2 protein-coding genes are annotated in these 8,499 nt (G+C 73.0%); both read right to left on the bottom strand.

What is annotated here, in order from left to right; all coding sequences use genetic code 11:
* A partial coding sequence (locus tag VF697_RS19830; protein WP_331097272.1) for an amino acid adenylation domain-containing protein occupies window positions 1-3,517 on the bottom strand: 3,517 nt, incomplete at its 3' end.
* 176 nt (window positions 3,518-3,693) lie between these two features.
* Window positions 3,694-8,490, bottom strand: a complete 4,797-nt coding sequence (locus tag VF697_RS19835; RefSeq protein ID WP_331097274.1) for a type I polyketide synthase — start codon at window positions 8,488-8,490, stop codon at window positions 3,694-3,696.
* Window positions 8,491-8,499: the final 9 nt, after the last annotated feature.

An 8,499-nucleotide genomic window follows, 5' to 3' on the forward strand; every position in this document is an offset into this window, starting at 1 on the left:
AGGTGAAGGTCGTGCGCAGCGACTCGTGTCGGCGCACCACCTCCTCCATCGTGCGGCGCAGCGTCTCCACGTCCAGCGCGCCCGTCAGCCGCAGCACGATGGGCACGTTGTACGAGGTCTGGCCCGGCATGAGCTGGTCCAGGAACCACAGCCGCTGCTGGGCGAAGGACACCGGCGAGTGCCCCTCGCGCGCCACGCGCAGCACCGGCGGCACCTGCACGCCGCCTCCCTGGCGCTGCAGCTCGGCGATCCGCACGGCCAGCTTCGCCGCCGTGGGAGCCTCGAACAGGCCGCGCAGTGGCACCTCCACGCCCAGGGCCGAGCGCAGGCGCGACACCAGCCGCATGGCCAGCAGCGAGTGCCCGCCCACGGCGAAGAAGTCGTCGTGCACGCCCACCGCCGGCAGGCTCAGCACCTGTGCGAACAGGCCAACGAGGATCTCCTCCGTCGGCGTGCGCGGAGCCACATACCCCTCGGCCGACAGCACCGGCGCCGCCTCGGGCACCGGCAGGGCCTTGCGGTCCAGCTTCCCGTTGGGCGTCAGCGGCAGCGCGTCCAGCGCCACGAAGGCCGAGGGCACCATGTACTCCGGCAGCCGCTCGCGCAGCCCCCGGCGCACCGCCTCCACCTCCACCGACGCCGCGCCCGCCTGGCCTGTCAGGTACGCCACCAGCCGCCGCGTGTCCGACGTCTCGCCCAGCGCCAGCACCACCGCCTCCTTCACGGAGGGCAGCACGCGCAGCGTGGCCTCGATCTCCCCCAGCTCCACGCGGAAGCCGCGGATCTTCACCTGGAAGTCGGCGCGGCCGAGGAACTCCACCCGCCCGTCCGCCAGCCAGCGCGCCCGGTCCCCCGTGCGGTACATCCGCGCGCCCGGCTTGGGGCTGAACGGGTCCGGCATGAAGCGATCCGCCGTCTGGTCCGGCCGGCCCAGGTAGCCGCGCGTGACACTGTCACCACTGATGTACAGCTCGCCCGGCACCCCGAGCGGCGTCGGCCGCAGGCCCGCGTCCAGCACGTACAGGCGCGTGTTGGCGATGGGCCGCCCGAGCGGCACCGTGGCCTGCGCCAGCTCCGGCTTCTGCGACTCCGCCCGGCCGCACACCACGCCCACCGTCGTCTCCGTGGGGCCGTAGTGGTTGTACACCTCGCACGAGGGCATCAGCGTCCGCACGCGCTCCACCAGCGCCCACGTGGACGCCTCGCCGCCCACCACCAGCCGCTTGCGCGGCAGCACGTCCCGGGGCTCGCTGGCCGTCATCAGCGCCGCCAGGTGCGAGGGGACGATCTTCAAGCAGTCCACGCCGTGCTGCCGGAAGTAGTCCGCCATGCCCTGCGGGCTGCTCGCCCGGTCCTTGGACATGACGTGCAGGAACCCGCCCAGGCACAGCGCCGGGAAGAGCACCGTGTTGCCCAGGTCCGCGGCGAAGGTGGACACCATGGCGAAGCTCTCGCACGCGCCCAGGTCCAGCCGCTCGATGACGCTCTGGATGTAGTTGAGCAGGTGCCCGTGCGCCACCGCCACGCCCTTGGGCCGGCCCGTGGAGCCGGACGTGAAGAGCACGTAGGCCACGTTGTCCGCGTGCAGCTCGCACGGCGGCGTGTGCGTGGGCAGCGCCGCCAGCGCGGCCCCTTCCGTGTCCAGGCACACCACCCGCACGGGCAGCGAGGCGAACACCTCCGCCTTCGCGGATTCCGTCACCACCACCGGAGCCGCCACCTCCTCCACCAGGGTGCGCAGGCGCTCGGCGGGCAGCGCCGGGTCCAGCGGGACGTACGCGCCCCCCGCCTTCCACGTGCCCAGGATGGACTCCACCATCTCCACCGAGCGGTCCAGGCACAGCGCCACGCACGTCTCCGGCCCCACGCCCAGCTCGCGCAGCCGCCACGCCAACTGGTTGGCGCGCGCATTCAGCTCGCCGTAGGAGAGCCGCCGGCCCTCGCACGCCACCGCCGGCTTCTCCGGGGCCCGTGCCGCGTGCTCCTCGAAGAGCGACTGCACGCTGGCACGCGGCGGGAAGGTCTGCGCCGTGGTGTTGAAGGTCTCCAGGAGCTGCCGGCGGTCCGTGTCCGTCAGCAGCGACAGCGCGGACAGCCGCTGGCGCGGGTTGCGCAGCACGCTCGTCAGCAGCACGCGCAGCTGCGCGGCGAAGCGGGCCATCGTCTCCGGGGTGAAGAGGTCCGTGTTGTACTTCAGCGCTCCGGCGACCTCGCCCGCCACGTCCACCAGCATCAGGTTGATGGCGAACTGCCCCTCCTGCTGCCGGAGGAAGGGCTTGAGCTCCATCTGCACGTCGTCCCGCGCCACGTCCAGGCCGGGCATGCTGTTGAACTGGTCGAAGGAGAACTCCACCTCCACCAGGCGAGGCCGGCTCGGGTCCTGCTTGACGCCCAGCCGCTCACACAGCACGTGGAACGGGTAGTCCTGGTTCTCGATGGCGCCGAGCACCCGCCGGTACAGCCGGTCCATCAGCTCCGTGAAGGGCGGGTCCCCGGACATGTCGCCGCGCAGCGCGACGAAGTTGACGAAGTACCCGGCCAGCCGCTGCACGTCCGGGTGCGTGCGCCCCCACAGCGGCGAGCCGCACAGGATGTCGCTCTGGCCCGTGTAGCGGTGCACCAGCGTGAGGAAGGCCGCCAGCAGCACCGTGTAGAGCGTCTTGCCCTCGTTGCGCGCCAGCGTCTTGAGGCCGGCACTCAGCTCGGGCCCCAGGCGCATCGGGAGGGTGGTGCCCCGGAAGGACCAGCGCGCCGGGCGCGGCATGTCCGTGGGCAGCTCCAGCGGGCCCGGCAGCTCCTTCATCTGCGACTGCCAGTACTCCCAGAGCTGCTCCTGGCGGGCCGGCGTCATCTGCTCGCGCCGCAGCTGCACCGAGTCCACGTAGTCCAGCTTCAGCGGAGGCAGGCGCACCGGCTCGCCACGCAGCTCCCCGCGGTAGAGGTGCTGCAGCTCCTCCATCATCATGCCCATGGACCACAGGTCCGTGGCGATGTGGTGGATGACGAGCAGCAGCACGTGCTCGGTGGGAGCGCGGGTGAAGAGGTCCGCCCGCCACACGGGGCCGTGCTCCAGGTCGAAGGGCCGCAGGTAGCTGGCGCGCAGCTGGCCGTCGAGCTGCTCCTCGGTCATCCCCGGCGCGTCGTGCCGGGTGAGCGCCAGCGGCAGGCGCGCATGGACGCGCTGCACCGGCTTCTCGTCCTGCGTCTCGTAGGTGGTGCGGAGGATGGCATGGCGCTCGGCCAGCAGGTTCAGGGAGCGCTCCAGCATCGCCGGATCCACCGGGCCTCGCACGCGCATCGCCAGGGCGACGTTGTACGAGGGGCTCTGCGGCGCGAGCTGGTGGAGGAACCACATGCTCCACTGGTTCTCGGACAGCGGGAACACGCCCACCTTGGCGCGCGCGGGCTGCGCCGGCTTCTGCGCCGGGGCCTGCTGCTCCTGCTGCTGCTTGAGACGCTGCGCCAGCTCGCGGCGCTGCTCGGGGGTAAGCGCTGCGAGACGATCCTTGAGCGACATGTGAGGACGACCCCTCTGGTACACCTGTAACCGCGGACAGGCCGCCCCGGGCCGCGAAGCGCGGCCCCGGACAGCCTTCCCGCCTGCATGCGTGACATGACGGGCGGGCCGTCCGGGTTCGCCTCGTGGCGAGCGATCCGGACAGCCCCCCGCTACTCAACCCCTCGGGCCCGGACTCAGGCCGACTTGAGGGACTTCTCGGGGCCGTCGGCTTCCTGGAGCAGCGCCTCGACCTGGTCCGCGCCCAGCTCGCCGAGCTGCGCGGCGAGCGCGGCCAGCTCCGCCTCCTCCGGGGTGCTCTCCGGCTTGGGCAGCTTCGGCAGCAGCGCCTCCGTCAGTGACGTCACGCTGGCGCCCTGCAGCAGCTCCATCAGCGTGGGGCTGATGCCCAGCCCGCTGTTGATGTGGTGCCGCAGCTCCACCGCGATGATCGAGTCCAACCCGAAGCCCTGAAGCGGAATGCTCGGGTCGAGCTGCTCCGGCGCCAGCTTGAGCGAGCGGGCCACCGTGCGGCGCAGGAAGTCCTCCACCACCGCGCGGCGCTCCGCCTCGTCAACCAGCTGGGCCAGCTTCGTGCGCACGTCCTCGCGGCCCTGCGAGCCCTGGCCCCCACCCGCGGCGGCGGCCGCGGCCAGCGCCTCGATGATGGGCTGCAGCATGGGAGGCGCACTGGCCCCGGCGAAGTTGGTGCCCAGCAGCCGCTGCCAGTCCGCCGCCAGGACGACGACCTGCGACAGGTCGTGCTCCAGGCTGCGCTCCAGCGCCGCCAGGCCCTGCTCCGGCGGAATCGGGGTGATGCCGCGCAGCTCGAAGTCGCGCGCCACCTGCTCGATGCTGGCCATGCCGACCTCACCCCAGGCACCCCAGTTGACGGCCAGGGCGTGGTGGCCCTGGTGCCGCCGCAGGTGCGCCAGGCCGTCCAGGAAGGCGTTGGCGGCCGCGTAGTCCACCACGCCCGTGGAGAAGCCCAGGGCGTTGGCCGACGAGCACATCACGAAGAAGTCCAGCGGCTCCTCGGCCAGCACGGTGTGCAGGCTCCACCCACCGGCCAGCTTCGCGTCCATCGTGGCCAGCAGCCGCGCGGCCGTCTGGTCCGAGAAGCGCGTGGGCTGCACCACGCCCGCGGCGTGGATGACGCCGCGGAACGCCGGCCACCCCTCGCGGCGGAAGGACGCGTGGAAGTCCCGCACCTGCGCCTCGTCCGACACGTCCAGCGCCACCGCGTGGATGCTGGCGCCCAGGGCCTCCAGCTCGCGGATGGCGGCGATCTGCCGGCCCACGGAGGAGTCGGGCGCCACCGTGTGCCAGTCCCGGCGCTCGGGCAGCGGCGTGCGGCCCGCCAGCACCAGCCGGCGCGCGCCCCGCTCGACGAGCCAGCGCGCGAACAGCAGGCCCAGCCCGCCGCGACCGCCGGTGATGAGGTACGTGCCGTCCGGGCGCATGCGCGCCGGCAGCGAGCCGTCCGCGAGCTGCGGCGCCAGCTCCATCCGGTCGCTCCACAGGTTGCCCTGACGCAGCGCCATCTGGGTGTCCGCCGGAGGCTCCGTCATGAGCGCCAGCAGCGCGGCCGCCTCACCAGCGGGCGCCCCGGGCTCCAGGTCCACCAGGCCACCCGCCAGCTCCGGGTGCTCCTGCTGGAAGAGCGATGCGCCGAAGCCCCAGATGGGGCTCTGGGCCACCGCCAGCGGGTGCGAGTCGCCGGTGACGGCGCGCGCCCCGCGGGTGACGATCCACAACTGCGGCGGCTGGGGCCACACGGCCTTCTCCAGCGCCTGTCCCAGGTGCAGCAGCGCCACCGTGCCCGCGCCCTGCGCCTCCATCAGCCCCTTGGCCGTGAGCGCGCGGGCCTCCGGCGCGTCCAGGCCCCACAGGTGGACGAGCTGTCCCGGCCGCTCGCCCTGTGAGAGCGCGCCCAGCAGCTGGCCGAAGTCCTCCACGCTGCCCGGGTTCACCTCGAAGTGGCGACCGTCCGCCGACGCGGAGAACGCCGCGCCCGGCCGCACGTGCACCACCGAGCCGCCACCCGCCTCGATGCGCTCGGCCAGCGCCCGGGCCGTGCCCGTGCCGTCCGACAGCAGCACCCAGGGTCCGCGCACCTCGCGCTTCTCCTTCCGGGTGCCCGGCTGCACCTGCGCCCACGTCAGCGACTGGAACAGGCTGCGCAGGCCCTTGCCGTCGCCCTCGGCCTCCAGCGACTTGACGCGCAGGCCCTCCAGCGACACCAGCAGGCGCCCGTCCTCGGAGAAGATCTCCAGGTCGCCCACCATGGCCCGCCGGTCCACCTGCCGCATGCGGCCATGCGCCCAGAGCGAGCCCACCAGCGGCCCGTGCACCGCCAGCCGCTCGATGCCCACCGGCAGGAAGACGTCCGTGGAGCCGCCCTTCGCCTGCCTGCCGGCGATGAGCACCTGGAAGCACGCGTCCAGCAGCGGCGGGGTGATCTCGTAGCCCGCCAGCCCCTCGAGCTGCTCGGCCCGCAGCTCGATGCGGGCCAGCGCCTCGCCGTCCCGCAGCGCCAGCCGCCGCAGGCCCTGGAAGACAGGGCCGTACTCGAACTGCAGCGAGCGCAGCCGCGTGTAGCACTCCTCCGCCTCCAGCACCTCGGCGCTGAGGAAGGACGCCTGGAGCGCCTGGAGGCTCTCGCCCCGCGCCCTGCGGGGGGCCGCCGAGCGCATGCTGCCCGAGGCATGCCGGCTCCACGACGACTCGGTGACGCCGGTGCGGCTGAACACGGTGAAGCGCAGGCCGTCCGGCTGCACCTCGGTGCGCACGTCCGTGGGCTCCTCCCGCAGGAAGAGCGCGCTGTGGAAGCGGATGTCGCACAGCTCCACCGGGCCCGTGGCGCGGCCGGTGGCCTGCCGCAGCGCCTGCAGACCCAGCTCGATGTAGCCGGCGCCGGGGAACACCACCGCGCCCTGGATGGCGTGATCCACCAGGTACCCGGGCGAGTTGCGATCCACCTGGCCGTGCCAGATGGGCTGCGGCGTCACCTGACGCCGACCCAGCAGCGGGTGCGTGGAGCGATCCAGGCGGTCGGCGCGAGCCTCCGCGGACTCGTCCCAGTTGTGCTGGCGCTCCCACGGGTAGGTGGGCAGCTTCACCGGGCGAGAGGGCGCGGGCGCCAGCTCCTCCCAGCGAGGCTCCACGCCAGCCGTGTACAGCGCGCCCACCGCGCCCAGCAGGTTCTGGTGGTCGTCACCGCCGCGGCGCAGCGTGGGCAGCGCGCGCACCGTCACATTGCGCTGCTGCGAGCACTCCTGGATGGAGTTGGACAGCACCGGGTGCGGGCCGATCTCCAGGAAGACGCGGTAGCCGTCCTCCAGCATCTTGTACGTCGCCGAGGCGAAGTACACCGGGTCGCGCACGTTGAGCCACCAGTAGCTGGCGTCCAGCTCCGGGCCCTCCGCGAGCTGGCCCGTCACGGTGGAGTACAGCGGCAGCGTCGCGGCGGACGGCTCGAGCGGCAGCAGCGACTCCAGCAGCTCGTCGCGCAGCGGCTCCATGTAGTGGCTGTGGAAGGGCACGTCCACCTTGAGCGGCTTGCAGAAGACGCCCTTCTCCAGCAGGGGCGCGGTGATGCGCTCGAGCACCTCCGGATCGCCCGCCAGCGTCACCGCGCTGGGGCTATTGATGGCGGCGATGGACACGCCCTTGTGGCCGTCGATGACCGCCAGCGCCTGGTCGTACGGCATTCCCAGCGCATACAGCTTGCCCTGGCCGGACGTGCGGTGCTGCAGGCGGCTGCGCGTGTAGATGACGAGGCAGGCCTGCTCCAGCGTGTACGCGCCCGCGGCCCAGAAGGCCGCCGCCTCGCCGGCGCTGTGGCCGACGATGGCCGAGGGATTCAGGCCCCAGGAGCGCAGCAGCTCCGTGAGGGCCACCTGGATGCCGAAGTTGGCGGGCTGGGAGATCTGCGTCTCGCCCATGCGCGAGCGGGACTCCTCCGCGCTCAGCTCCGCCACCAGGGACCAGCCCGTCCACGGACGGAGGATGGCGTCCACGCGCTCCATCGCCTCGCGGAAGACGGGCTCGGACTCCAGCAGCGCCCGGCCCATGGCCCACCACTGCGGGCCCATGCCCGTGTAGACGAACGCCACGTCCACCTTGGTGCGCGAGCTGGCCTGGCCCGCCACCACGCCCGGCCGCTCGACGTTGTCCACGAAGGCGCCCAGCGACTCGGCCAGCTCCCGGTAGGAGCGGGCCACCACCGCCAGACGGTGCGGGTGGTGGCTGCGCCGGTGCGCCGCCGCCCCCGTCAGCTCGGAGAGCAGCGGCGCGCCCTCGGGCTGGCTCTCGTTGCGCTCCGCCAGCTCGCGGTACGTCACGGCCAGGCGCCGCAGCGACTCGGCGCTGCGCGCCGACAGGGGCATGAGCGCCGGACGCGCCGCCACCTTCGCGGGCGGACGCGCCACCACCGCCGGGGCCTCCTGCAGCACCGCGTGCGCGTTGGTACCGCCGAAGCCGAACGAGTTCACCGCCGCGAAGGCCGGGCCCTCGCCCTCGGGCAGCTGCTCCAGCTTCTGGGCCACGCGCAGCTTCAGCTTGTCGAAGTCGATGTTGGGGTTGGGCTGGAGCAGGTGCAGGTGCGGCGGCACCTGCTTGTTCTTCAGCACCAGCGCCGCCTTGATGAGGCCGGCCACGCCCGCGGCCGCCTCGAGGTGGCCGATGTTCGTCTTCACCGAGCCCACCAGGCACTTCTCACCCTCGGGGCGCCCCGAGCCGAACACCTCACCCAGCGCCTTGGCCTCGATGGGGTCACCCACCGGCGTGCCGGTGCCGTGCGCCTCGATGTAGCGCACCTGGCCCGGGGCGATGCCCGCCAGGTCCAGCGCCTCGCGCGCCAGCGTCTTCTGCGCCTCGCCGCTGGGCACGGTGATGCCGGGGGTGCGGCCGTCCTGGTTGGACGCGGTGGCGCGGATGACGGCGTAGACGGCATCTCCGTCCCGCAGCGCGTCCGACAGCTTCTTGAGCACCACCATGCC

This window comes from Archangium sp. (assembly GCF_036388035.1).
In the GTDB taxonomy this organism is placed as follows: domain Bacteria; phylum Myxococcota; class Myxococcia; order Myxococcales; family Myxococcaceae; genus Archangium.